Origin of the sequence: Serratia sp. ASV30, assembly GCF_016428815.1 — a bacterium.
Classification (GTDB): Bacteria; Pseudomonadota; Gammaproteobacteria; order Enterobacterales; family Enterobacteriaceae; genus Chania; species Chania fonticola_C.
This window is the reverse complement of record NZ_JAELTL010000006.1, coordinates 37,009-62,222: the sequence shown is the minus strand read 5'-3', so window position 1 is coordinate 62,222 and position 25,214 is coordinate 37,009. Positions and strand designations below refer to the sequence as shown.

Below are 25,214 nucleotides of genomic sequence, written 5' to 3'. Positions count from 1 at the left end.
CTTATTCGGCGGCGCCGGGTTTACGGTTGGGCTGAGCATCGAAGCTCATGCCGGTTTTACGGCGGCTGTCATCGCCCATCAGATACAGATAGAGTGGCATGATATCGGCCGGTGTTTTCAGCTTGTTTTTATCTTCCTGTGGGAAAGCAGATGCACGCATTTTGGTGCGAGTTCCGCCAGGATTGATGCAATTTACCCGCAAGTTACGGTTTTTATACTCATCGGCCAATACCTGCATCATCCCCTCGGTGGCAAACTTGGAAACGGCATAGGCCCCCCAGCCAGCACGGCCGGTTCGGCCAACGCTGGAGCTGGTGAATACCAACGAACCCGCATTTGATTTTAGCAGCAACGGCAACAGCGCCTGGGTAAGCATGAAGGTGGCATTTACGTTGACCTGCATCACTTCGTTCCACATGGTCATCGAAAGCTCGGCCATTGGGGCGATATCGCCCAACAGACCGGCGTTTTGCAATACGCCGTCCAAGCGTGGCACCTTGGTGGCCAAGTCCTCCGCCAGGGTTTGGCACTGCTCTGGCGTGGTGTGTAACAAATCCAGCGTAACGATATGCGTCGGGGCGCTGGAGATGGCGGCAATTTCAGCCTGAACGGCCTGCAGTTTGCTTTCCGTGCGGCCAAGCAGCACCAACTGTGCGCCGTAACGAGCGTAAGTCAGCGCCGCTTCACGGCCAATGCCGTCGCCCGCCCCGGTCACCAGAATAATTCGTTGTTCGAGAAGATCCTGCTTAGGTTGGTAATGCACAATAGTTCCTCGCGCCTGGTTGGCGGCTCCCGCGCTATGGCTGGGAGCTTGGGTGGATTGCGGATCGCGGGCAGGAGCAGAGTTGCTCAACCACAATGGCGATCCGCTGCGAATTTTTGTCAGTAATTTGATGAATAATGTCTGTTATATGCCTGAAATGGATCGCATTTTCAATGAGTAACCTACAGAAACGGCATTCTTTTGTAACAAAAACGGTACAATAGCGGCTTGGTTACCGCTACGGGCAACCCCATAGCACGGAGGTGCACCGCATGCTCATCAATCTGAATTTTCATTTAGGCGCGACAGCCGTGGTGCCATTTGCTAAAAAGTAGGTAGGGGCGCTGCATGCTGCTCCCGCTCAACTAACAAACTGTAAATAAAGGCGGTATCTGTGGAGTTTATATCTGTTTATGGCCTTTTCCTGGCCAAAGTTGCCACGGTGGTGATTGCTATTGCCGCGCTGGCGTTGCTGGCGGTGAGCCTCGGGCAGCGCAAGAGCCAGCAGAAAGGGGAACTACAGCTTACCGACCTGGGTGAGCAATATCGTGAAATGCAACGGGAAATGCGCCTTGCCCGCATGGGGGCGGCAGAGCAGAAGACCTGGAGCAAGCAATTCAAAAAGCAGAACAAGGCCGACGACAAGCTGAAAAAACAGCGTGCCAAGGCCGGTGCGGTAGAGGCAGTCAAACCTTGCCTGTATGTGCTGGACTTCAAGGGAAGCATGGATGCCCATGAGGTCAGCTCACTGCGTGAAGAGATCTCTGCCGTATTGGCGGTAGCTACGGCCAAGGACGAAGTGCTGCTACGTTTGGAGAGCCCTGGTGGGGTGGTGCACGGCTATGGCCTGGCAGCGTCGCAGCTGGAGCGCCTGCGCAAGGGCGGTATCCGCCTGACGGTGGCGGTGGATAAGGTCGCGGCTAGCGGCGGTTACATGATGGCCTGTGTGGCCGACCGCATTGTGGCAGCCCCGTTTGCCATCATTGGGTCGATCGGCGTGGTTGCCCAGATCCCCAACTTCCATCGCTTGCTGCAAAAGAGCAACATCGATGTGGAATTGCACACCGCTGGCCAGTTCAAACGCACCTTGACCCTGTTTGGTGAGAATACCGAACAAGGGCGGGAAAAATTCCGTGAAGATCTGAACGAAACTCACGAGTTGTTCAAACAGTTTGTTCATCAGCAACGCCCTTCATTGGCTATCGAAGAAGTCGCGACCGGTGAGCATTGGTATGGCACTCAGGCGAAAGATAAAGGGCTGGTTGACGCGGTCGGCACCAGTGACGATCTGTTGATAGCCGAGATGGAAAACCATGAGGTGGTGGGGGTGCGTTATGCTCGCCGTAAACGCTTCATCGATCGCTTTACCAGCAGTGCGGCAGAGAGCGCCGATCGTTTGCTGTTGCGCTGGTGGCAACGCGGCGAAAAACCGCTGTTGTAAGCCAGCAAGGCTATGTTTACACGGGGCCAGATGGCCCCGTTTTTAATGGTTAATCCACCAGATGATATTTCTCGGAAAGCACATGGGCCAGGTGCTTAAACATATTAAATACGGCGGTGGTTTTTGCGGTTGGCAGACCCTCGGGATCTAAAAAAAACTCGCCGCGGAAAACCAACACGCTGCCTTTCTGCTCAACGTCGGTGGCCACCATGCCGTGCATATAATCTTCGTGTTGGCGGATGATGTTATTTGCTTCAGTAAGCAGATCTGCTCGTTCGATGGGTTGAGTATTGTTACGCATTTATTTCTCCTGCAAGCGAAAATTCTGAACGTATTCTAGCGCGGGTTCGCGTTTGTCCGCAAACCAGCTAAGGTTTAATTGCCGTCTGGACGGCCAGTGATTTGGCCCGCCATGGCGAAATGAGATTTTCCGCGCTAATTAAGTTGCGTCGCGTTTGTTATCAGGTAGAGTGTGGGATTTTGCGGCTTCCGGTGGAAGGATTTGTTTACGCTCAACGCAGGTCATAGCTGGCCTGGCCTCTGGGGTTCGGCGTGAACAGGTTAGGCTGGCTAAATGCGTTCAGGTTGACCAGTTAGGCAACCATTAGAAAAAAACAGGTTGATCTCTTGCCAGAGTACCGCAATATAAATAAGAGATACGAATTGCCGCGGTACGGCGAGACAAATGGCTTCTTTTTAGAAGTATTAAATTCAGGTAAAGGTAATTATGGGCAAAGCTCTCGTAATAGTTGAGTCCCCGGCAAAAGCCAAAACTATTAATAAATATTTAGGTAATGACTACGTGGTGAAGTCCAGCGTCGGTCATATCCGTGATTTGCCGACCAGTGGCTCAGCTAGCAAAAAGAGCGCTGAGTCAACCGAAGACAAAACCAAAGACAAAGCCAAAAAGAAAGTCAAGAAAGATGAAAAGACCGCGCTGGTCAATCGCATGGGCGTCGATCCTTACCACGGGTGGGAAGCGCAATATGAGATTTTGCCCGGTAAGGAAAAAGTGGTCGCCGAGTTAAAGTCGTTAGCCGAAAATGCTGACCACATTTACCTCGCAACCGACCTTGACCGCGAAGGGGAAGCCATCGCCTGGCACCTGCGGGAAGTGATCGGTGGAGACGACAAGCGCTTTAGCCGCGTGGTGTTTAACGAAATCACCAAAAACGCGATCCAGCAGGCGTTCCAAGCGCCAGGCGAGCTGAATATCGATCGTGTCAATGCACAGCAGGCGCGTCGCTTTATGGACCGCGTGGTGGGCTATATGGTGTCGCCACTGCTGTGGAAAAAAATTGCCCGTGGCCTGTCCGCTGGCCGGGTGCAGTCCGTTGCGGTACGGCTGGTGGTGGAGCGTGAGCGCGACATCAAGGCATTCGTACCCGAAGAATACTGGGAACTGCATGCCGATCTGCTGGCGAAAGGCGAAATTGCGCTGCAGATGGAAGTCACCCACGCCCACGATAAGCCGTTCAAACCGGTTAACCGTGAGCAGACTCATGCCGCGCTTAACCTGCTGGAAAAAGCCCGTTATACGGTGCTGGACCGCGAAGACAAGCCAACCAGCAGCAAACCGGGTGCACCGTTCATCACCTCCACGCTGCAACAGGCTGCCAGTACCCGCCTGAGCTTCGGCGTGAAGAAAACCATGATGATGGCGCAGCGTCTGTATGAAGCCGGTCATATCACCTACATGCGTACCGACTCCACCAACCTGAGCCAGGACGCGGTCAACATGGTGCGTGGTTATATCGGTGACAACTTCGGTGACAAGTACCTGCCGAAGGCGCCTAACCAATACAGCAGCAAAGAAAACTCCCAGGAAGCGCACGAAGCGATCCGTCCTTCCGATGTCAGCGTATTGGCTGAACAGCTGAAAGATATGGAAGCGGATGCGCAGAAACTGTATCAGCTGATCTGGCGTCAGTTCGTCGCCTGTCAGATGACACCGGCGCAATACGACTCCACCACGCTGACGGTGAAAGCCGACGATTTCCTGCTGCGTGCCAAAGGCCGTACGCTGCGTTTCGATGGCTGGACTAAAGTGATGCCTGCGCTGCGTAAGGGTGATGAAGATCGCACCTTGCCGTTTGTCGAAGTGGGCAGCGAGCTGGATCTGCAAAAGCTGATCCCGAGCCAGCACTTTACCAAGCCACCGGCACGTTACAGTGAAGCTTCGCTGGTTAAAGAGTTGGAAAAACGCGGAATCGGCCGTCCATCTACCTATGCCTCGATCATCTCGACCATTCAGGATCGTGGTTATGTGCGGGTAGAGAGTCGCAGGTTCTACGCAGAAAAAATGGGTGAGATCGTCACCGATCGCCTGGAAGAAAACTTCCGTGAGCTGATGAATTACGACTTCACTGCACGCATGGAAAATGGCCTGGATCAGGTCGCCAACAACCAGGCGGAATGGAAAGCGGTGTTGGACGAATTCTTTGCCGAATTCAGCGAGCAGTTGGAAACCGCCGAGAAGGATCCTGAAGAGGGCGGCATGCGCCCAAATCAGATGGTGATGACCAGCATTGACTGCCCGACCTGTGGCCGCAAAATGGGTATCCGCACTGCCAGTACCGGCGTGTTCCTTGGTTGTTCCGGTTATGCGTTGACGCCGAAAGAGCGCTGTAAAACCACCATCAACCTGGTGCCGGAAGCGGAAGTGCTGAACATCCTCGAAGGGGATGATGCAGAAACCAACGCCCTGCGTGCCCGTAAGCGCTGCCAGAAGTGCGGCACCGCGATGGACAGCTACCTGATCGACAACCAGCGCAAGCTGCACGTGTGCGGTAACAACCCGGCCTGTGACGGCTACGAAATCGAGCAGGGCGAATTCCGCCTGAAAGGTTACGACGGCCCGATTGTTGAGTGTGAGAAGTGTGGTTCCGAAATGCACCTGAAAATGGGGCGCTTTGGAAAGTACATGGGCTGTACCAACGAAAACTGCAAGAACACCCGTAAGATCCTGCGCAGCGGTGAAGTTGCTCCACCGAAAGAGGATCCGGTCCCGCTGCCAGAGTTGCCGTGCGAGAAATCGGACGCCTACTTTGTGTTGCGTGATGGGGCAGCAGGCGTGTTCCTGGCAGCCAACACCTTCCCTAAATCGCGTGAAACCCGTGCGCCGTTAGTGGAAGAGTTGCTGCGCTTCAAAGATCGCTTGCCGGAGAAGTTGCGCTATCTGGCCGATGCGCCGGTGGCCGATCCGGAAGGCAACAAGACGATGGTGCGCTTCAGCCGTAAAACCAAGCAGCAGTATGTCTCATCAGAGAAAGACGGCAAGGCCACCGGTTGGTCTGCATTCTTCGTTGATGGCAAATGGGTTGAAGGCAAGAAGTAACCCAGGCGCAAGGCAACAGCAAAAAACCAGCTCAATGAGCTGGTTTTTTATTGGCGAAAATCGGCTGGCGGATCTATTCTTCTCTGCTTTTTCTTATTTTTATCGGCAGGGTGCGGCGTTGATAATCATGCGAAAAGATCGTTATCATCTTGTGAAGCGGCTCTATACTTGGTGGCGCGACATGATATAATGGTTATATAAAAACGTTTTTTATGATTAAAGCTTATTAGCAACGGCGTTTTCATCAGCATCTGGGCGAAATCACTGTGTTTAAGGCTTGTGAGAATTAAGCATACCGGGACAACACCGAGATACCTGGCTGCGGCAGGCCGCAGTGTTTTAACCTAGGATGGTATTCAAATATGAAATTGCAGCAGCTTCGTTACATCGTAGAAGTGGTGAATCATAACCTCAACGTCTCTTCCACGGCTGAAGGTCTCTATACCTCGCAACCGGGTATCAGCAAGCAGGTGAGGATGCTGGAGGATGAGCTAGGTATCCAGATTTTCGCCCGTAGCGGTAAGCATCTTACCCAGGTGACGCCTGCTGGCCAGGAAATTATCCGCATTGCTCGCGAAGTGCTGTCCAAAGTGGAGGCCATTAAGGCCGTTGCGGGGGAACATACTTACCCGGATAAAGGTTCGCTGTATGTGGCAACCACCCATACCCAGGCACGCTATGCCTTGCCCAATGTGATTAAAGGCTTTATCGAGCGTTACCCGCGCGTGTCGCTGCATATGCATCAGGGCTCGCCAACGCAGATTGCCGAAGCGGTTTCCAAAGGCTCGGCAGACTTTGCCATCGCTACCGAAGCGCTGCACCTGTATGACGACTTAATCATGCTGCCGTGCTACCACTGGAACCGGGCGGTAGTAGTGAAGCCCGATCATCCTTTGGCGGGCAAGAGCCATATTACCATTGAAGAGCTGGCCGAGTATCCTATCGTCACCTATACCTTTGGCTTTACCGGGCGCTCAGAGCTGGATACCGCGTTTAACCGGGCGGGGTTGACGCCACGTATCGTGTTTACCGCTACCGATGCTGACGTCATCAAGACTTATGTACGCCTGGGGCTGGGTGTTGGCGTGATCGCCAGCATGGCGGTCGATCCGGTGCAGGATCCGGATTTGGTGATGGTGGATGCCCGCGATATCTTCACCTATAGCACCACCAAAATCGGTTTCCGCCGCAGCACCTTCCTGCGCAGCTATATGTACGACTTTATCCAGCGTTTCGCACCGCATCTGACGCGCGACGTGGTCGATACCGCCGTGGCTTTACGTACCAATGACGAGATTGAAGCGATGTTCAAGGACATCAAACTGCCGACCAAATAGGCCGTTAACTTGAACCTCATTACACCATTTAAACCGCCGACGGGCGGTTTTTTATTGTCTGATACCTGCTAACTCATTGACCTACCAGTAGCTTCCTGCCTTTGATTACTCCTGCCTATCGTTATGATCAATACGTGTTGTTATCAAAACGTTACATGGCGTTTGTGTTATCTTTAAATAACACCTCAGAAATCACCCTGGTTTGACATAATAAAAAATGGAGGAGCTATGTCGTCCGATCTTCGCAAAACGAGTATGGATAAGCTGGTAGCACTGGGTAGTGAGTATCACTATTACAGTTTGCCACTGGCGGCCAGACAGTTAGGGGATATTGACCGGCTGCCGAAATCGATGAAAGTGTTACTGGAAAACCTGTTGCGCCATGTGGATGGTGATACGGTACAGGTTGACGATCTGAAGGCGATCGTAGGCTGGTTGCAAACCGGTCATGCCGATCGTGAAATTGCTTATCGCCCGGCGCGGGTGCTGATGCAGGACTTCACCGGCGTACCTGCCGTGGTGGATTTGGCGGCAATGCGAGAGGCCGTTCTGCGCCTGGGCGGGAAAGTCGATCAGGTGAATCCGCTGTCACCGGTCGATCTGGTCATTGACCACTCGGTTACCGTCGATGAGTTTGGTGACGATGACGCCTTTGGCGAAAACGTGCGCATCGAAATGGAGCGCAACCACGAGCGCTACACCTTCCTGCGCTGGGGGCAAAAGGCCTTCAACCGCTTCCGCGTGGTGCCACCCGGCACCGGCATCTGCCATCAGGTGAACCTGGAGTATCTGGGGCAAACCGTTTGGCATACCGAAGAGAACGGCCAACGCATCGCTTACCCCGATACCCTGGTGGGGACCGACTCCCACACCACCATGATTAACGGCCTTGGTATTCTGGGCTGGGGCGTTGGCGGTATTGAGGCCGAAGCAGCCATGTTGGGCCAGCCGGTCTCCATGCTGATCCCGGATGTGGTGGGCTTTAAACTCAGTGGTAAGTTATCCGAGGGTATTACAGCCACCGACTTGGTGCTCACCGTTACCCAAATGCTGCGTAAGCACGGCGTCGTCGGGAAGTTTGTTGAATTTTATGGTGATGGGCTGGCTGATTTGCCGTTGGCAGACCGGGCAACCATTGCCAACATGTCGCCAGAGTTCGGGGCAACCTGTGGCTTCTTCCCGGTGGATGACGTGACGCTGGGCTACCTGCAGTTAAGTGGTCGTAGCGCTGAGCAGATCGCATTGGTGGAAGCCTATGCCAAGGCTCAGGGGATGTGGCGTAATCCAGGCGATGAACCGGTGTTTACCAGCACGCTGTCGCTGGATATGTCAACGGTTGAGGCCAGCCTGGCAGGGCCGAAACGTCCGCAGGACCGCGTCGCGTTGCCGCAGGTGCCTACAGCATTCACCGCCGCGACCGAGTTGGAAATTGGCGGTCAGAAAGATAAGCAGGAAGTGAAAAGCTTCACGCTGGGTGGCAAAAGCTTGGAGCTAAATACTGGCGCGGTGGTGATCGCAGCCATTACCTCCTGTACCAATACCTCCAACCCGAGCGTGATGATGGCCGCTGGCCTGTTGGCCAAAAAGGCCGTTGAAAAGGGCTTGAAGACTAAACCTTGGGTAAAAACCTCACTGGCACCGGGTTCCAAAGTGGTGACCGAATACTTCGATCGCGCCAAACTGACGCCATACCTGGAGCAATTGGGCTTTAACCTGGTTGGCTACGGTTGTACGACCTGTATTGGTAACTCTGGCCCGTTGCCTGAACCGATTGAGCAGGCGATCAAGGAAGGGGATCTCACCGTAGGGGCCGTGCTGTCCGGTAACCGTAACTTTGAAGGGCGCATCCATCCGCTGGTAAAAACCAACTGGCTTGCTTCGCCGCCACTGGTGGTTGCCTATGCGCTGGCAGGTAACATGAAGGTTGATCTGACCAAAGATGCGTTGGGCGAAGGCCACGACGGCAAACCGGTCTATCTGAAGGATATCTGGCCTACCAGCCAGGAGATTGCCCAAGCCGTAGCAGAAGTCAGCACCGAAATGTTCCATAAGGAATATGGTGCAGTGTTTGATGGCGATGCCAGTTGGCAAGCGATCCAGGTGACCGGTTCCGCGACCTACGAATGGCAAGCCGATTCTACCTATATTCGCCATCCACCATTCTTCAGTACCATGAAAGCGCAACCGGATCCGGTGCAGGATATTCACGGCGCACGTATTCTGGCAATCCTGGCAGACTCGGTGACCACTGACCATATCTCGCCTGCGGGTAACATCAAGCGCGACAGCCCGGCGGGGCGTTATCTGAGCGAGCGTGGTGTCGAGGTGAAGGAGTTCAACTCTTACGGTTCGCGCCGCGGTAACCACGAAGTGATGATGCGGGGCACCTTCGCCAACATCCGTATCCGTAACGAAATGGTTCCGGGCGTGGAGGGGGGGTATACTCGCCATCTGCCTTCGCAGAATCAGATGGCGATCTATGATGCCGCCATGCAGTATCAGCAGGAGCAGGTGCCACTGGCGGTGATCGCCGGTAAAGAGTATGGCTCCGGCTCCAGCCGCGACTGGGCAGCCAAAGGCCCTCGTTTATTGGGGGTACGCGTGGTGATCGCAGAATCCTTTGAGCGTATCCACCGTTCAAACCTGATCGGTATGGGCATCTTGCCTCTGGAATTCCCGCAGGGAATAACGCGCAAAACGCTGGCTTTGACGGGGGAAGAACTGATCGACGTGAGTGGTTTACAGGCGTTGCAACCTGGCCAGACGGTGCCGGTTAATATCACCTATGCCGATGGTCGGCAGGTGGTGGTGAATACCCGTTGCCGCATTGATACCGGCAATGAGCTGACTTATTACCAGAATGACGGCATCCTGCACTACGTTATCCGTAAAATGCTGTAGAGAGAACAAGGGCGCCAAAGGCGCCCTTGTTGTTAGTTTTTGTCCAGCAAATGGCCCATTTTAGCGGCCTTGGTGGCCAGATAACGCTCGTTCTTCGGGTTACGGCCAACGATCAACGGTACGCGCTCAGAAATATTGATGCCCGCTTCGCTCAGGATCTCGACCTTCTTCGGGTTATTGGTCAGCAGGCGCACCGCATCCACCCCCAGCAGTTTGAACATATCGGAGCACAGAGTGAAGTCTCGCTCATCGGCGGCAAAGCCTAGCTGATGGTTGGCTTCCACCGTGTCCGCACCTTTATCCTGCAAGGCATAGGCACGTATCTTGTTCAACAGACCGATATTGCGGCCTTCCTGGCGGTGATACAGCAGAATGCCACGGCCTTCCTCGGCGATCTGTTCCAACGCGGCTTCCAGTTGAAAACCGCAGTCACAGCGCAGGCTGAACAGCGCATCACCGGTCAGACATTCGGAATGAACCCGTGAGAGGACCGGTGTTTCGCCGGTAATATCGCCGAAAACCAGTGCCAGATGATCGTGCCCGGTGGCCAGTTCTTCGAACCCCACCATCAGAAAATCACCCCATGGTGTTGGCAGTTTGGCTTCCGCCACACGTTTAAGCTGCATGTCACTCTCCAAAAACACTACCTGTCAAATCGCTGCGTGCATCCTACGACTGGAACAGGGGACTGACCAGCATTAAAACAGACGGCGACGATCGCTATTTCATACATTAGTGGCTATTTTGCCATAACTTCTGGCCGAGTGGTGCTCAGCAAAGCAGCATCCGGCGTTTTACCGCCCCTATTGCTACAATAGGTGAGTTATCTGCCTAATTTCTCTTGTTTTGCTGAGTTAGCAAGATTGTTACACTGCGGGTTAACCACAGCGGAAGGATAATGGGATGTTAAAGATAGCAAAACGCACGGCGGGCGGAGCGATTGTGCTGATGTTGTTGCCCCTCGCGGTCTGGCTTTTTGGCTGGCACTGGCAACCCGGCGGTAATGACGGCCTGTTAAAAGCGCTGTTCTGGGTGACGGAAACCGTCACTGCGCCCTGGGGGATCCTTACCAGCCTGATGCTGTCGGCCTGGTTTCTGTGGTGTTTACGCTTTCGGCTGAAAGCGGCGGTGGGGTTGTTCATCCTGCTGTCTGCGGCAGTCGGAATTGGTCAGGCGGTCAAATCCGCCATCAAAGAGCAGGTGCAGGCACCTCGGCCGTTTGTCATATGGCTGGAGTCGACCCATCAGATTGATGAAAAATACTTCTACTCGTTGGACAGAAAGCAGCGTAGCGCCTTGGTCAAAGAGCAGTTGCAGGGCCAGGCGCTGGTGCCTGAATGGCTGAGCAAACACTGGCAGTTTGAGACCGGCTTTTCGTTCCCTTCAGGCCATACGATGTTTGCCGCTACGTGGGCATTGCTGGGGGTCGGGTTACTGTGGCCACGGAGGCACTTTAAAACCGTAGCGGTACTGATGGTTTGGGCATTTGGCGTGATGGGAAGCCGCCTGATGCTCGGCATGCATTGGCCGCGGGATCTGGCGATGGCGATTGTCATTAGCTGGCTGCTGGTTACCCTGGCAAGTTGGCTGACTCAGCGTTGGTTTGGGCCACTCACCATTCCCCCGCAGGAGCAGCAGGAAATCGGCGAGCGGGAACGCGATAAGTGATTTAGCACGGAAGGTGATGAAAATTTATCGTGACGTTGTCACCAATCGCGGCTCCAACTCGGGGCCGCATCAACGCTGGTTTTTACCCTGCATTGCAATCTGTTCTTTCGCCCCCATATCTTATCAAACCCGTGTTTTTGAGAAGCTTTCTCATTAATTTGCTCAGGCGCTGAATTTCTTGCTGAATATCCCAGCAGATCTACGGTTTTATCGTCTGCCAGGGTTTCCCTGCTACGACGGGAAATGCTAACTTAAGTCATAGGGACGCCACTTAGCGGCAATTACCCGTGGGCTGCAAACCCTGTATTGGGTTCCGGTTTGTGGCCTTGAGGGTAGAGTTCATCCGATTCACTCGGCATTGCGGGAAAGAATGTGAAATATTTACTGATTTTTTTATTGGTTCTGGTGATATTCGTGGCTTCAGTCACGCTGGGCGCGCATAACGACCAGGTGGTGACGTTTAACTATTTGGTTGCTCAGGGCGAATATCCGGTATCAACCCTGTTGGCCACCCTGTTTGGTGCTGGCTTTGTGCTGGGTTGGATTATTTGTGGGTTATTTTATCTGCGCACACGTATCGCTCTTGGGCGTGCAGAGCGGAAAATCAAAAGGCTGGAACTGCAACTCGAAGCACCTGTCGAGCCGGCACCGTTGCCCGCAGTCAGCAAGGAATAACCTGTTATGTTAGAGCTGCTGTTTCTGTTGCTGCCTGTAGCTGCCGCGTACGGTTGGTACATGGGGCGCAGAAGTGCTCAGCAGGATAAACAACAGGAAGCCAACCGCCTGTCGCGTGAATACGTGGCTGGGGTTAACTTCCTGCTTTCCAACCAGCAGGACAAAGCGGTCGATCTGTTTCTCGACATGTTGAAAGAGGACAGCAATACCGTTGAAGCCCATCTGACATTGGGCAATCTGTTCCGTTCTCGTGGTGAGGTCGATCGCGCCATCCGCATCCATCAGGCCTTGATGGAAAGCGCTTCTCTAACCTTCGAACAGCGTCTGCTGGCGATACAGCAACTGGGGCGTGACTATATGGCCGCCGGGTTGTATGACCGCGCCGAAGACATGTTCAGCCAGTTAATCAATGAAGAAGACTTCCGTGTTTCCGCGCTGCAGCAATTACTGGTGATCCACCAGGCCACCAGCGACTGGCAGAAAGCCATCGAAGTTGCAGAAAAACTGGTCAAGCTGGGTAAGGAAAAGCAGCGCGTTGAGATCGCACATTTTTATTGTGAGCTGGCCCTGCAGGCGATGGGCAGCGACGATCTGGATAAGGCGATGAGCCTGCTCAAGCGCGCGGCCTCGGCGGATAAACAGTGCGCTCGCGTGTCGATCATGGTTGGGCGTATCTTCATGGCGCAAGAGGAGTATGCCAAGGCGGTAGAAACGCTGACGCGCGTATTGGATCAAGACAAGGAGTTGGTCAGCGAAGCGTTGCCGATGCTGCAGGAATGCTACCAGCACTTGCCTCAACAAGAGCAAGACTGGGCAGACTTCCTCAAACGTTGTGTGGCGGAGAATACCGGTGCCACGGCGGAATTGATGCTGGCGGAAGTGATCGAGCAGAAGGAAGGGAGCGATGTGGTGCAGGTGTACATCAATCGCCAGTTGCAGCGCCATCCGACCATGCGCGTGTTTTATCGCCTGATGGATTATCATCTGGCTGATGCAGAAGACGGGCGCGCCAAAGAAAGCCTGCTGTTGCTGCGGGATATGGTGGGCGAGCAGATCCGCACCAAACCACGCTACCGCTGCCACAAATGCGGCTTTACCGCCCATTCACTTTACTGGCATTGCCCTTCGTGCCGGGCCTGGTCTTCGGTTAAACCTATACGCGGGCTAGATGGGCAATAATTGCGCCTCATCCCAACTCGGTCGGTTCCCTCTCCCTGTGGGAGAGGGGTAGCACGGAGTTAATGCTCATCGCCTACAAATTCATTTAGCCTTATTTTTTCTTGCTGCCTTTCGCGCCGCCTTTCAGCAGTTGGCGCAGCTTCTTCAGCTCTTTCTGGCTAAGAGGTTGTTCAACTTCCTCTTCGGTACCTTGATTATCAATATCGTCATGATGCAATGGAGCCACTTTCTTGTTGGCTTTGGCCGGGACTTCGAAGCTATGTTCCAGCCGTTGGCAAACCTCCGCACTCAATGAAAGCTGGTTTTCCAAGGCAATCGCCTTGATTTGCTCTTTCAGTGCCAGAGGGATCTTGATGGTAAGTGTCGATATCTCGCTCATTTTGCTGCCTTTTACGCGGGAGGTTACCATCAAGCTAAGTCAGCCGTGCAGATCTGTCTAGTGTGTAATAAAAATTTAATAAATTTGTAACAAAAGTGAGCTATACAAACGCGCCACGCTTTCCTCATTTTTCTGGTCGAGATACTATGAGCCATGACTGAACCCGATCTCAATTTACTCATCGCCCTTGATGCGTTGCTTGCTGAAGTCAGCGTGGCTGGTGCTGCGCGTCGTCTTGGTTTAAGCGCTTCGGCCATGAGCCGCACGCTCACCCGGCTACGCACCGTTACCGAAGATCCCTTGTTGGTGCGCGCCGGGCGGCACATGGTGTTGACGCCATATGCCGAGGAGCTTCGTGAACGTACGCAAAATGCCGTATTTGCGGCGCGTTCGGTGCTGCGTCCTTCAGCCACAGAATTGAACCTCGCCACGCTGGAGCGAACTTTTATCATTCGTGCCAATGAGGGGTTTGTGGAGGCATTTGGAGCTTCACTGATTGCGGCCGCGGCGAAGGCAGCGCCTTTAGTGCGCCTGCGTTTTTCGCCCAAGCCAGAGAAAACCTCAAAGCATCTGCGTGAAGGTCTGGTCGATCTTGAGATTGGTGTTTTGGGAACCATGGGGCCGGAAATACGCCTGCAGGCGCTGTTCAGGGATCGCTTCGTTGGCGTGGTAAGAGCGGGGCATCCGCTGACGCGGGAATTCGAGGTGACGGCCAGCCAGTATGCCGCTTTGGGCCATGTTGTCGCTTCCCGACGGGAGCACACCTATGGGCCGGTAGACGAAGCATTGGCTGAACTAGGTTTGCGGCGCAACATTGCCGCCGTGGTGCCGAGTTTTCCAGCTGCCTTGGCCGTAGCTCAGGAATCCGATCTGGTGGCGTTGGTGCCTGCCTCATTCCTGATCAATCAACCGGTGACCAATATTGATGGGGGTGTAGCGACACTCTGGGCTTTTGAACTGCCGGTAACCACCAGCCCGATTGCGATATCGCAGCTGTGGCACCCACGTGCCGAGGCGGATCCGGCTCATCGTTGGCTGCGGCAATTGGTACTGAATGTCTGCCGCAAGTTGGTACCAGAATAAAAACAGGTGAGGTGTGGTGTCGTAGAGGATGGGCGCCGAATGCAGCGCCCGTTCAGATAATCTAGAGGGTGGCTCGAACTTATTTATAGATAACCGCGTTGCCATGCAGCATGTTGTTACCACCGGCGGCGACAATGCGGTAGCTGCTAGCGCCTTGGGCTTCGGCTTTGGCCGCCAGTTTAGCTTCCAGGCTGCTCAATGTGGTGGCTCCACCAGCAGAAACTACGCCAACTTCTGTCAGTTTCTGTGCCTGTTGCTGACTGACCGGCTCAGCGGCAACGCTGGCAAATGAGGTTAGGGCCAGAACGGTAGCTGCTGCAAAATATTTGATGCCTTTCATGAGTATCTCCAATTTAGTTTTGAGGGTGAAAGTGTTTCCGCTTTCGATGTATTGAATAATAGAGCATTTATAAACGGATGAAATCGGATAGGCTTGAGCATGTTAATCAAATTATTTGATTAACAATTTACGCTTCTTTACCGCGTTTTACTCACCCTGAGTTAAGGGCGCAGGGGGTTATTGACAGTCGATGACCAACGCTGCGTTAACATTACGTAACGGCAACAGACTGCGTGACTGGGATTTCCGCTGTCTGGCATGTAGAATGCGGCGGTCAGTTTTGCTGGCGGCTTACTCATCATGTCCATTTCACACAAGGTAGAAGCTATGAAGTCTGAAAATAATTCAAATAACAATGACTTAAAATCATCGCCCATCATCGTGGCATTGGATTACGCTGACCGTTCCGCCGCATTGGCCTTTGCCGACCGCATCGATCCGCAAGATTGTCGGCTAAAAGTGGGTAAAGAGATGTTCACCCTGTTCGGGCCTGAGATCGTGCGCGATCTGCATCAGCGCGGATTTGAGGTTTTCCTCGATTTGAAATTCCACGATATTCCTAACACCACGGCACATGCCGTAGCCGCTGCAGCGGAGTTGGGCGTATGGATGGTGAACGTACATGCCAGCGGTGGTGCTCGCATGATGAACGCGGCCAAAGAGGCGCTGCTGCCTTATGGCGCGGATGCACCGCTATTGATTGCCGTAACCGTTCTCACCAGTATGGAGGCGGAAGATCTGCGCGCTATTGGTATCGAACTCAGCCCAGCAGAGCAGGCGGAAAGATTGGCTCGCCTGACGCGAGATTGTGGCCTGGACGGCGTGGTCTGTTCTGCACAGGAAGCTTCACGCCTGAAAGCTGCCTGTGGCAATCAGTTCCAACTGGTTACTCCAGGTATTCGCCCTGAAGGCAGTGCCGCTGGCGATCAGCGCCGCGTAATGACGCCTGTGCAGGCTCTGGCCGCTGGAGTTGATTATATGGTGATTGGCCGTCCGATTACGCAATCCGCCGATCCAGCGGCAGCGCTCAGCGCTATTCGAGCCTCATTGGCGTAAGGAACCCAGCATGAATGATGATAATAGCCGCCTGGTGTACTCCACCGACAGCGGGCGTATCAAGCAGGAAGAAGCCAAGCCAGAGCGCGCCAAAGGCGATGGCATCGTGCGTATTCAACGCCAGACCAGCGGCAGAAAAGGCAAGGGGGTTTGCCTGATCACCGGTGTCGATCTGGATGATGCGGCACTGGATAAACTGGCTGCTGAACTGAAAAAGAAATGCGGTTGTGGCGGCTCGGTGAAGGATGGCGTGATCGAGATCCAGGGCGACAAACGCGACCTGCTTAAGCAACTGCTGGAAGCCAAGGGGATGAAGGTAAAACTGGCTGGTGGTTAATCATACGGATAAACGCTGCCGTAGTGAGGTTACTGCGGCAGCGCTCGTAAAAACAACGTGTGAATAGACCTGAAAGTATTTTCGATTAGACGTCAAAGCGTAAAGCTTTTGCTAGCCTATTGGCAGAGGTATCGGCAAGCCGTGGCTTATTTGCTCACCTGGTGACCGATGATACCACCAACAGCGGCACCGCCGACGGTCCCCAACGCGCTGCCGTTAGTCAGCACTGCACCACCTACCGCACCTGCACCGGCACCAATCGCCGTGTTGCGGTCACGTTTAGACATATTCGAACAGGCACTCAGCGACAGGGCCAGGGTAATCACCACGGCGGCGTTGGCAAAACGTTGATTAATGATCATAATGAGTTCTCCTTAGCATCGGCTATATGGAACTACTTTGCTGGCATAGTACAGCTTTAGTATAGGCAGTAATCAGCAAACTGGCCTGGCGCTGCCTTCCAGACAACCTTGAAATAAAAAATGGCATTTATTGCACAAAATAGGGCAATTAAAAAATCAGGGCGGTTTTTTCGCCTTGTTTCAGTATAAATCTCTGACGGGGGATAAATAGGGAAATAGTCTTAATTTAGCCCGGGTCGGCAGGCGATTATTCCGAATCAGCCACCACACATCTTTGTGTATCCAGCAGAACTCTACGTGGTCTTTAGCGATCTATCCCATACCGCCTTGTGGCATGCCTGCTGACAATGGTCGCAGACCAAGCCACAAGGATATGATCATGCTAAACGAACTCAAACAACAGGTGCTGGAAGCCAATCTTCAGTTGCCGCGCCATCATCTGGTGACCTTTACCTGGGGCAATGTCAGCGCCGTAGACCGCCAGCAGGGGCTGATGGTGATCAAACCTTCTGGCGTTGAGTACGATGCCATGACCCGTGACGATATGGTGGTGGTGGAACTGGAGAGCGGCAAGGTGGTGGAGGGGAGTAAAAAGCCTTCTTCCGATACGGATACCCACCGGGTGCTGTACCTGAACTTTGCTGCCGCGGGTGGGATTGTTCACACCCACTCGCGCCACGCCACCATTTGGGCACAGGCCGGATTAGCCATCCCCGCCTGGGGAACGACACATGCAGACTACTTCTATGGTGATATTCCCTGTACCAGGCTAATGCGGGACGAAGAGATCAACGGCCGTTATGAATGGGAAACCGGGCAGGTGATCGTCGAAACCTTCAAAGAGCGCGGGTTGGATGCTGCCCAGATACCAGCGGTGCTGGTGCATTCCCACGGTCCATTTGCCTGGGGAAAAGATGCTGACAGCGCGGTGCATAACGCCGTCGTATTGGAAGAGTTGGCCTATATGGGGATCTTTTCGCGCCAGTTAGCGCCTGGGTTGGGCAATATGCAGCAGACCCTGCTGGACAAGCACTATCTGCGCAAGCACGGTGCGCATGCCTACTACGGGCAGTAACCTTACCACGGGGCCGAAGGGCCCCGTAGCCGTTATTCGTTAACCAGATCCAACTTGATACCTTGCCGTTTGAGCAATTGCTGGTAGTCGTTGGCGATACGTGAATCGGTGATCACCCGCCCAATCTGGCTCATTGGTTCCAATGGATTAGGTTGGATCTGGCCAAATTTTGACGAGTCGGTCAGCACAATGTTCTCTACGCCTTTGGCTAATACCGCATTGACCACGTCGGCACGCATCATATCCCGGCCGGTGAAGCCGGTTTCCGCGTGATAGCCATCCACCCCGATAAACGCCTTGCTGAAGTGCACCTGCTGGATACACAGGCGGGTTAACGGGCCAACCACGGTTTCACTCTTTTTCTGATACATGCCGCCGAGTACGATCACATCGCAGTCGGTCTCTTTAAGCAGATGGGCGATGTAATGGCTGACGGTGATCAGCGTGACGCGCTTGCGCTCGGCCAGATAGCGGGCCAGCAGGGCGTTGGCACTGCCGCTCTCGATAAAGATGGTTTCGCCATCGTTGACCAGCGATGCAGCATATTGTGCCAGCTTCTGCTTAAGCGTGAAGTTGGACATCATGCGGGCATCAACGTCGTCGCTTTCCAGCGCAACGGCAGAACCGTGAACGCGTTTCAGATAGCTGCGTTTTTCTAACAGATTGAGATCCTGGCGGATCGTCACCTCAGAAACGCCAGAGGCGCGCGCCAGCTCGCCAACGCTGATGCGTCTGCAGTCATTCACCAACTGCAAAATGGTTTGTTGTCTTGAATTCATAGCGGCCTGATAGGCGGCCACCAAAGGGTGACCGCAACGATTCACTGATTAAAGAGTATGTTCGGTACGCGCGATAATGTCATCCTGCGCATCTGGGGATAATGCGGTAAAGAAGGCAGAATATCCAGCTACGCGTACCACTAAATCGCGATATTGGTCAGGATGTTGCTTGGCGGCCAACAGCGTTTCCCGCGACACGATATTATACTGCACGTGCCAGCCATGGTAAGCCTCGAAGAAAGTGCGCAGCATCAGCATCAGTTTTTCGCGGTCACGCGGGTTCTCGAGCGTTGACGGGTTCAGCTTCTGGTTCAGCAACACGCCACCCAGAATCGATTCGGTGGGCAGTTTGCTCAACGAGTTGAACACCGCCGTTGGGCCAAGATGGTCGGTACCGGAGGCCGGGCTAGCCCCTTCTGCCAATGGCGTATGCGCTTTACGGCCGTCTGGAGTAGCCATGGTGGCAGCACCAAACGGGACGTTGGCCGAAATGGAGGAGGTGCCCGCATAGTAGGTACCACCGATCGGGCCACGGCCAAAGCGGGTGTTGTGATACTGCTTCAGTTCGTCGATATAGGTCTGATAGGCCCGTACCAGCAGCTGATCAACATCATCCACATCGTTGCCGTATTTTGGCGCCGCGTTGATCAAGCGTTGGCGCAGTTGTTCGCCGTCCAGGCCAGCAAAATCGTTAGCAAGAGCCTGAGCCAGCTGTTGCTGACCAATAATTCCCTGATCGAACACCAGCTTGCGTACCGCTTCCAGGCTGTTACCCAGGTTGGCGATCCCAACCTGCAGGCCGGACACCCAGTCATATTTCGCACCGCCTTGTTTGACGCTCTTGCCGCGCTCGATGCAATCATCCACCAAGGCCGAGCACACGATGTCGTGGGCATTTTCTTCCAGTACGGTATCGACTACGCACTCAATCTCAATCGATTTGCGGGTGTAATAGCGGATCTGCGTATCCCAGGCCTCCAGCACCTGGTCAAACTGGCTAAAGTTGCCCTGAGACAGTCCCAGCTCCTGCGGTAGGAAAATCTTGCCGGAGGTGGCGTCGCGCCCTTGCTCCAGTGCTGCCAACATCACGCGGGCAAAGTTGATAAAGCTCATCCCGGTACAGCGATAGCCCCACTTGCCGCCAACGGCGGTTTCGATACAACCGATAGCGGCGTAATCGTAGGCATCCTGTGGTTCGACGCCCAGCTTGATAAACTCGGGGATCACGATCTCATCGTTGTTAAACGCCGGCATGCCGAAGCCGCAGCGGATCACCTGCACGCAGGCGTCGAGGAAATCATTACTGATCCCGGCGTGATAGCGCACGCTGAGGTTAGGCTGCGTTGACCGCAGACGGCCACAGGATTCCAGAATGGTGTAAGAGAGTGGGTTGACCGCGTCACAAGGCTGGCCATTGACCAACTTCTGGCCACCGATGGTGACGTTCTGGTACAGCGGGCTACCGGCGGAGGCTTTGGAGTGCGAGCCGGAGCGGATCTTGTTCACTTCCAGCAGTTTCAGCCAGCAGCTGTGCAGCATCTCGATGGCTTTTTCGCGCGGCAGGCTTTGCTCCAACTCCACGTCACGGCGATACCAAGGATACAGATATTGGTCGAGGCGGCCAAAGGATACGGAGTGACCGTTGGATTCGATCTGCAGGAACAGCTGAATGAAGTAACACAGTTGCAGCGCCTGCCAGAAGGTCTGTGGCGGTTGATGGGCGACCAGTTCGCAGTTGGCCGCCATGGTTAACAGTTCTTCACGCCGCCAGATGCGTTGCTCTTCCTGGGCCATTTCACGGGCCAACTGGGCAAAGCGCAGGATATGCTCGCTGAGGGCGTCTAGCGAGATGTCGATGGCCTTGAGGAACTGTTCCTTATGCAGGTCGTCCCAGTCCGTCAGGTGCAGGCGCTCACGGCGCTCAGATACTTTCTCACGCAGGCCATCCAGACCTTTTTCCAGCAACAGCGGGAAGTTGACCGCCAGGTGCGCATCGCCAGACGTCATGTTACCTTCGGCCTTGATGATCCCAGTAGCCAACAGGGCTTTCTGCTCATCGGTGAACATACCATAGCAGCGATCCTGCACGGTCTGACCACGCCACCATGGACACAGGGTGTGCAATATCTTTTTATCCTGTTCGCTGACGGAGAAACCAGCGCCGGGGCGATCGGCCAACTCGTCAATTTCGCTTTCGATCCAACTGACGGTGTATTCCGGGAAGATCGGCGCGGCGCGAAGCTGGCTAGCCTGGTTACCGATAATCAGCTCATCATTCTTGATCCAGATGCTCCGTTTGGCCAAGTGGTTAGCCAACGCCATGGCACGCCTTACCGGCAGCGGCTTATCCTGATGCTGCTGGTATGTTTCGGTGTAGTGCTGGGCGCGTTCGGTGCAGACCGGTGGCTTGACGATATGGATCAGCGCGTTTTTATGCGCTAGCGTGCGTTCGGTCAGGGTAGTCAGATCCAGCGTTGTCATGGTGTTATCCTCGCAAAATGGCGGTCAGACCTTTGGCGCTGGCGTAATCTTCGGCATAGGCCAGCAGTTCGGGGTCGTCTAGTGGGGTACGGGAAGCGTAGTAAGGCGCGCCGAGCAGATGGTATTTATTCATCCCCAGCGTGTGGTACGGTAAAAAATGGATCTCTTTGACACCGATTTCATCGGCGGCAAAGTCGGTAATGGCGCGGATCGAGTCGCGATCGGCGTTGAATTCGGGGATTAACGGCACCCGCACGGTGATCTGAATGCCAGCGGCGGCCAAGCGGCGGAAGTTATCCATCACCCGTTTGGCGGAGCCTTCGGTCCATTGCTTGAAGCGAACCTGGTCGACGTGCTTCAGATCTGCCAGCATCAGGTCTAGCCAGGGCAGAGATGGCTCGATATAGGACCAAGGCGTATGCAGGCAAGATTCTACAGCGGTATGGATACCGGCCTCTCGCCCGCGTTTGAGCAGTTCAGCCGCAACCTCTGGCTGCATAAACGGCTCACCGCCGGACAGCGTCAGGCCACCGCCGGTGCGCAGATAGTAAGGCTTATCGCGCATTACTTCGGCCATTACCGCATCAAGGTCGAGCGCCGTACCGCAGACGCTCAGCGCCCCGGTTGGGCAACAGCCGTTTAATGCGTCATAATCGGCGGCAGTGAGTAATGAACGTTGCAGGCTCAGAGTCTTGTCGTCGACGCGGGTGATCGCGTGCGGGCAACTCTCACTGCACAGGGTACAGGCCGCCAGACACAGGCGCTCATCAAACAGCAGCTCCTGCTGGCGCGAACGGCTTTCCGGGTTCTGGCACCAGCGGCAGCCAAGTGAGCAGCCCTTAAGGAATACCACGCTGCGGATGCCTGGGCCGTCATGTGTTGAGTAGCGCTGTAGATTGAAAAGCATTCGTCACCTGTGAAGTTTGAAATCTTCTTACGTAAATTAAATAGGTTTCGAATGAAAGTTGATTTGATTTTAATCAAATGATGAGGGCTTTTTTCGCTTATTATGTTCAGAGTTTGAATCTGCCCACAAAAGAATCAGGAGAAGGTTATGGAACTGTATCTCGATACTGCCGACGTCAGCGCAGTGAAACGTTTGGCGCGCGTCTTGCCGCTGCACGGTGTGACCACCAACCCAAGCATTGTTGCCAAAGAAGGCAAGCCGATCTGGGAGGTTCTCCCGGCCTTGCGTGATGCGTTAGGCGGTACCGGCAAGCTGTTTGCCCAGGTGATGGCCAACGACGCGGAACGTATGGTTGCCGAAGCCGTCCTGCTGAGTCAACGTGTGCCGGGCTTGGTAGTGAAGATCCCCACCACCGCAGAGGGGCTGGCGGCAATCAAGAAGCTGAAATCCATGTCGATCCCAACCTTGGGTACCGCCGTTTACGGGGCTGGTCAAGGGTTGCTGGCGGCGTTGGCCGGGGCAGAGTATGTGGCACCTTACGTTAACCGTCTGGACGCGCAGGGCGGCGACGGCGTTGAAATGGTGCACGAGTTGCAACAGCTGTTATCGCTGCATGCTCCTCATGCCAAGGTGCTGGCGGCCAGCTTCAAAACGCCACGTCAGGCGTTGGAGTGTCTGTTGGCTGGCTGTCAGTCGATCACTTTACCGGTGGATGTGGCAGAACAGTTTATTTCCACCCCGGCGGTTCAGGCGGCGGTAGAGAAGTTTGAACAGGATTGGCAGGGGGCTTTCGGCACGACGCTGATAAGCTAAAATGCATTGAAAAGGGCGGCACTTGGCCGCCCTTGTAGATATTCGATGAGCCAGTTTCAACCGGCTCATCCTGGAGGACACCCGCTCAGTTAGATACGCCCGGTTTCCTCACGCAACACGATCGTGCTTTCACGTACCGTAGGCGTTTTGGAACTCAACGCGCGGCGCACCACGAAGAAGGCCGAAACCAGCATCGTCACCGCAACCAGCATAAAGAAGGCGCACAACGCGGCGTTAATCTGATTGGCAAACACGATGGTCTGCATATCCGCAATGGATTTGGCCGGGGCGATAACCGTGTTCGATTCAATCCCGGCAGAGAATTTCTTCGCCTGCGCCAGGAAGCCGATGCTGGGTTTCTCATGGAAAATCTTCTGCCAGCCCGCCGTCATTGAGGTGATAAACAGCCAGATGGTCGGCAAAATGGTCACCCAGGCGTAACGCTGTTTCTTCATTTTGAACAGCACCACGGTGCCCAGGATCAGCGCCATTGAAGCCAGCATCTGGTTACCAATGCCGAACAGCGGCCACAGCGTATTGATTCCACCTAACGGGTCAACGACGCCCTGATAAACGAAGAAGCCCCAACCGGCGACGGCCACGGTGGTGCCGGCCAGGTTGCCGAACCAGGAACGGTTGTTCGCCAAGCGCGGAATGGCGACGCCAACCAGATCCTGCACCATAAAGCGACAGGCACGGGTGCCCGCATCCACCGCAGTGAGGATAAACAGAGCTTCAAACAGGATGGCAAAGTGATACCAGAAGGCCATCATCGCCCGGCTGTTAAACACCTCGCTGATGATGTGGGCCATGCCGACGGCAAAGGTTGGTGCGCCACCCGCCCTGGACAGCACCGACTTCTCGCCCACATCATGGGCAATCTGCGTCAGCGTTTCCGGAGTGACCATAAAGCCCCAACTGTTGATCATCTGCGATGCGCTCTCCACCGTGGTGCCGATCAGCGCCGCCGGTGAGTTCATGGCAAAGTAGACGCCTGGGTCGATCACTGAAGCGCAAATCAGCGCCATGATGGCCACGAAGGACTCCATCAGCATGCCGCCGTAGCCAATAAAGCGGATATGGCTCTCACGCTCAACCAGCTTCGGTGTGGTGCCACTGGAGACCAGGGCGTGGAACCCGGAAATCGCGCCACAGGCAATGGTGATAAACAGGAACGGGAACAGTGAACCGGCAAACACCGGGCCGCTGCCATCGATAAAGCGTGACACCGCCGGCATTCTCATTTCCGGCATCGCGAACACGATGCCTACCGCCAGCCCCACGATCACACCGATTTTCAGGAAGGTAGAAAGATAGTCACGCGGAGCCAGCAGCAACCACACCGGCAGCACCGAGGCGACAAAACCATAAATCACCAGCACCCAGGTCAGGGTGGTGCCGTGCAGGGTAAAGAACGGCCCCCAGTATGGGTGCATGGCGATATTACCCCCGTAGATGATCGCCATCATCATCAGCACAAAGCCGATCAGCGAAACCTCGGCAATCTTGCCTGGGCGGATAAAGCGCATGTAAACGCCCATAAACAGCGCAATCGGGATGGTGGCAGCAATGGTGAAGAGACCCCAAGGGCTGTCTGCCAGCGCTTTAACGACCACCAACGCCAGCGCCGAGAGGATGATGATCATCACCCCAAGTGCGCCCAGCATGGTTACCACACCGGCAAAAGCGCCTAACTCCTGCTTGGCCATTTCCCCCAGCGAGCGCCCGTCGCGGCGGGTGGAAATAAAGAGGATCAGGAAATCTTGCACCGCACCAGCCAGCATCACCCCAACCAATATCCAGATGGTGCCAGGCAGGAAGCCCATCTGCGCTGCCAGGATAGGCCCTACCAGCGGGCCAGCACCGGCAATGGCGGCAAAGTGGTGACCAAACAGCACCCATTTGTTGGTGGGGACATAGTCCAGGCCATCGTTATGGCGCTCCGCTGGCGTTAACCGACGGTCATCGAGTTCAAAGACGTTCTTGGCAATAAACCGGCTATAGAAGCGGTAGGCAATGCTGTAGCAGGCGACGGAGGCTACCACCAGCCAGACAGCGTTGACGTGCTCCCCGCGGCTCAAAGCCAGCATGCCAAAAGCGAAGGCACCGACCAGCGCCACCGCGAGCCAGATGATGGCCGACTTGACGTTTTTCATGTTCCGCAACTCCTTGTTGTGCAGAGGTAGAAAGGTGATTTTTTTAGTTTGTGAGTACGTCAAAAAGTTAACGACTCATTAAACGTAGGAGGTTTAAACGCGGGCGGTGGCTGGTCGGATCAGAAATGTGAACTCAGTTGGAGTT

General features: G+C 54.6%; 22 protein-coding genes. 12 read left to right on the top strand and 10 right to left on the bottom strand.

The annotated features are described in order from the left end of the window. Position 1: 1 nt before the first annotated feature. Complete coding sequence (locus tag JHD74_RS03920; protein ID WP_059200952.1) at positions 2-763, bottom strand: YciK family oxidoreductase; 762 nt, start codon at positions 761-763, stop codon at positions 2-4. Between the two features lie 394 nt (positions 764-1,157). On the opposite strand from JHD74_RS03920, the gene sohB reads away from it, so the two are divergent. Next, entirely contained in the window at positions 1,158-2,204 is a 1,047-nt protein-coding gene (gene sohB, locus JHD74_RS03915; RefSeq protein ID WP_199061759.1) for a protease SohB, read from the top strand. 49 nt (positions 2,205-2,253) lie between these two features. Here sohB and JHD74_RS03910 read toward each other — a convergent pair whose 3' ends face one another. After that, positions 2,254-2,505: a YciN family protein gene (locus tag JHD74_RS03910; RefSeq protein ID WP_021181261.1), complete on the bottom strand. Its 252-nt coding sequence runs from the start codon at positions 2,503-2,505 to the stop codon at positions 2,254-2,256. A 426-nt stretch (positions 2,506-2,931) separates the two neighbouring features. Here JHD74_RS03910 and topA point away from each other — a divergent pair, with 426 nt between their 5' ends. From topA to acnA, 3 genes are all read left to right on the top strand, one after another. Further along, entirely contained in the window at positions 2,932-5,541 is a 2,610-nt protein-coding gene (gene topA / locus JHD74_RS03905; RefSeq protein ID WP_021181262.1) for a type I DNA topoisomerase, read from the top strand. A 362-nt stretch (positions 5,542-5,903) separates the two neighbouring features. Then, positions 5,904-6,878, top strand: a complete 975-nt coding sequence (gene cysB / locus JHD74_RS03900) for an HTH-type transcriptional regulator CysB (protein WP_021181263.1) — start codon at positions 5,904-5,906, stop codon at positions 6,876-6,878. Between the two features lie 228 nt (positions 6,879-7,106). After that, complete coding sequence (gene acnA / locus JHD74_RS03895; RefSeq protein ID WP_199061757.1) at positions 7,107-9,779, top strand: aconitate hydratase AcnA; 2,673 nt, start codon at positions 7,107-7,109, stop codon at positions 9,777-9,779. Positions 9,780-9,811: 32 nt separating this feature from the next. Here acnA and ribA read toward each other — a convergent pair whose 3' ends face one another. Beyond that, entirely contained in the window at positions 9,812-10,405 is a 594-nt protein-coding gene (gene ribA / locus JHD74_RS03890; protein ID WP_024529263.1) for a GTP cyclohydrolase II, read from the bottom strand. Positions 10,406-10,682: 277 nt separating this feature from the next. On the opposite strand from ribA, the gene pgpB reads away from it, so the two are divergent. The 3 genes from pgpB to lapB all read left to right on the top strand — a co-directional run bounded on the left by pgpB (position 10,683) and on the right by lapB (position 13,301). After that, a complete protein-coding gene (pgpB, locus tag JHD74_RS03885; protein ID WP_199061755.1) occupies positions 10,683-11,447 on the top strand; it encodes a phosphatidylglycerophosphatase B in 765 nt (254 codons plus the stop codon). 372 nt (positions 11,448-11,819) lie between these two features. Continuing rightward, positions 11,820-12,122 (top strand): LapA family protein, encoded by a 303-nt coding sequence (locus JHD74_RS03880; protein WP_024486501.1) that lies wholly within the window; start codon positions 11,820-11,822, stop codon positions 12,120-12,122. Between the two features lie 6 nt (positions 12,123-12,128). Next, a complete protein-coding gene (lapB, locus tag JHD74_RS03875; protein WP_024529275.1) occupies positions 12,129-13,301 on the top strand; it encodes a lipopolysaccharide assembly protein LapB in 1,173 nt (390 codons plus the stop codon). A gap of 91 nt (positions 13,302-13,392) precedes the next feature. Here lapB and JHD74_RS03870 read toward each other — a convergent pair whose 3' ends face one another. Continuing rightward, positions 13,393-13,680 (bottom strand): Arc family DNA-binding protein, encoded by a 288-nt coding sequence (locus tag JHD74_RS03870; protein WP_074029387.1) that lies wholly within the window; start codon positions 13,678-13,680, stop codon positions 13,393-13,395. A 153-nt stretch (positions 13,681-13,833) separates the two neighbouring features. Here JHD74_RS03870 and JHD74_RS03865 point away from each other — a divergent pair, with 153 nt between their 5' ends. Then, the gene (locus JHD74_RS03865) at positions 13,834-14,763 is read left to right on the top strand and encodes a LysR family transcriptional regulator (protein ID WP_199061753.1); all 930 of its coding nucleotides are present in this window, start codon (positions 13,834-13,836) and stop codon (positions 14,761-14,763) included. Between the two features lie 79 nt (positions 14,764-14,842). On the opposite strand, the gene JHD74_RS03860 is transcribed toward JHD74_RS03865, so the two are convergent. Then, positions 14,843-15,103: a YdgH/BhsA/McbA-like domain containing protein gene (locus JHD74_RS03860; protein ID WP_024529278.1), complete on the bottom strand. Its 261-nt coding sequence runs from the start codon at positions 15,101-15,103 to the stop codon at positions 14,843-14,845. Positions 15,104-15,430: 327 nt separating this feature from the next. Here JHD74_RS03860 and pyrF point away from each other — a divergent pair, with 327 nt between their 5' ends. Together pyrF and yciH are read left to right on the top strand one after the other, a co-directional pair. Then, a complete protein-coding gene (pyrF, locus tag JHD74_RS03855) occupies positions 15,431-16,159 on the top strand; it encodes an orotidine-5'-phosphate decarboxylase (RefSeq protein ID WP_024487003.1) in 729 nt (242 codons plus the stop codon). 10 nt (positions 16,160-16,169) lie between these two features. Next, positions 16,170-16,496 carry a stress response translation initiation inhibitor YciH gene (gene yciH, locus JHD74_RS03850; protein WP_024529279.1) on the top strand — a complete coding sequence of 109 codons (327 nt, stop codon included), beginning with the start codon at positions 16,170-16,172 and terminating at the stop codon, positions 16,494-16,496. Between the two features lie 146 nt (positions 16,497-16,642). Here the strand turns inward: yciH and osmB are convergent, their stop codons facing one another. Next, positions 16,643-16,861 (bottom strand): osmotically-inducible lipoprotein OsmB, encoded by a 219-nt coding sequence (gene osmB, locus JHD74_RS03845; RefSeq protein WP_199061792.1) that lies wholly within the window; start codon positions 16,859-16,861, stop codon positions 16,643-16,645. A 376-nt stretch (positions 16,862-17,237) separates the two neighbouring features. Here osmB and araD point away from each other — a divergent pair, with 376 nt between their 5' ends. Continuing rightward, positions 17,238-17,933, top strand: coding sequence for an L-ribulose-5-phosphate 4-epimerase (gene araD / locus JHD74_RS03840; protein ID WP_199061751.1), 696 nt, complete (start codon positions 17,238-17,240; stop codon positions 17,931-17,933). Between the two features lie 32 nt (positions 17,934-17,965). Here araD and JHD74_RS03835 read toward each other — a convergent pair whose 3' ends face one another. The 3 genes from JHD74_RS03835 to JHD74_RS03825 are packed head-to-tail and all read right to left on the bottom strand — an operon-like array spanning position 17,966 to position 22,100. After that, positions 17,966-18,712, bottom strand: coding sequence for a DNA-binding transcriptional regulator YciT (locus JHD74_RS03835; protein ID WP_199061749.1), 747 nt, complete (start codon positions 18,710-18,712; stop codon positions 17,966-17,968). Positions 18,713-18,760: 48 nt separating this feature from the next. Next, entirely contained in the window at positions 18,761-21,193 is a 2,433-nt protein-coding gene (locus tag JHD74_RS03830) for a formate C-acetyltransferase/glycerol dehydratase family glycyl radical enzyme (RefSeq protein ID WP_199061747.1), read from the bottom strand. A 4-nt stretch (positions 21,194-21,197) separates the two neighbouring features. Continuing rightward, the gene (locus tag JHD74_RS03825) at positions 21,198-22,100 is read right to left on the bottom strand and encodes a glycyl-radical enzyme activating protein (RefSeq protein ID WP_199061745.1); all 903 of its coding nucleotides are present in this window, start codon (positions 22,098-22,100) and stop codon (positions 21,198-21,200) included. A gap of 147 nt (positions 22,101-22,247) precedes the next feature. Here JHD74_RS03825 and fsa point away from each other — a divergent pair, with 147 nt between their 5' ends. Further along, positions 22,248-22,913, top strand: coding sequence for a fructose-6-phosphate aldolase (fsa, locus tag JHD74_RS03820; RefSeq protein ID WP_021806558.1), 666 nt, complete (start codon positions 22,248-22,250; stop codon positions 22,911-22,913). An 89-nt stretch (positions 22,914-23,002) separates the two neighbouring features. On the opposite strand, the gene JHD74_RS03815 is transcribed toward fsa, so the two are convergent. Further along, the gene (locus JHD74_RS03815; RefSeq protein WP_024529286.1) at positions 23,003-25,069 is read right to left on the bottom strand and encodes a carbon starvation CstA family protein; all 2,067 of its coding nucleotides are present in this window, start codon (positions 25,067-25,069) and stop codon (positions 23,003-23,005) included. Positions 25,070-25,214: the final 145 nt, after the last annotated feature.